The sequence below is a fragment of the Dietzia sp. UBA5065 genome (genome assembly GCA_002415925.1).
GTDB lineage: Bacteria > Actinomycetota > Actinomycetes > Mycobacteriales > Mycobacteriaceae > Dietzia.
Genome location: DIAZ01000107.1, coordinates 3362 through 3921, shown reverse-complemented (window position 1 = coordinate 3921; position 560 = coordinate 3362). Strand labels below are relative to the sequence as shown.

Sequence of the window (560 nt, the reverse complement as noted above, 5' to 3'; positions counted from 1 at the left end):
ACGCGGGTCACCGTCCGCGACGAGCTGGGCGGCGGGAGTGGCGACGACGACGAGTTCACGATCTCCGCGCGGGCCGTGGTCTCCGCCACCGGCGTGTGGGCGGGCGAGACCACGCCCGGGGTGAGCGTCCGCCCGTCGCGCGGCACCCACCTGGTCGTCAGCGCGGCCGCGCTGGGCCATCCCGTCGGCGCCCTCACCGTGCCGGTGCCCGGGGAGACCAACCGCTTCTGCTTTGCCATCCCCGCCGAGTTCGGCCGGCTCCACGTGGGCCTGACCGACGTCGACGCCACCGGCCCGGTGCCGGACGTCCCCGAGGCGACGGAGGAGGAGATCGGGTTCCTGCTCGACGTGGTCAACCGCGCGCTCGCCACGCGGCTCACCCGCGCCGACGTCCTGGGCACCTTCGCCGGCCTGCGCCCGCTGGTCGACTCCGGCGACGGCGACACCGCCGACCTCTCCCGCGAGCACGCGGTGCTCACCTCGGAGAACGGGCTCGTCACCATCACCGGCGGCAAGCTCACCGAGTACCGGCTCATGGCCGAGCAGGCGGTGGACCTCGT

The 560-nt window shown here is 74.8% G+C and carries 1 protein-coding gene; it reads left to right on the top strand.

Translation table 11 applies throughout. The features are described from left to right. Positions 1 to 560 (top strand): FAD-dependent oxidoreductase (locus tag B4M60_RS08165; protein ID WP_291082089.1); only part of this gene is annotated, 560 nt, incomplete at both ends.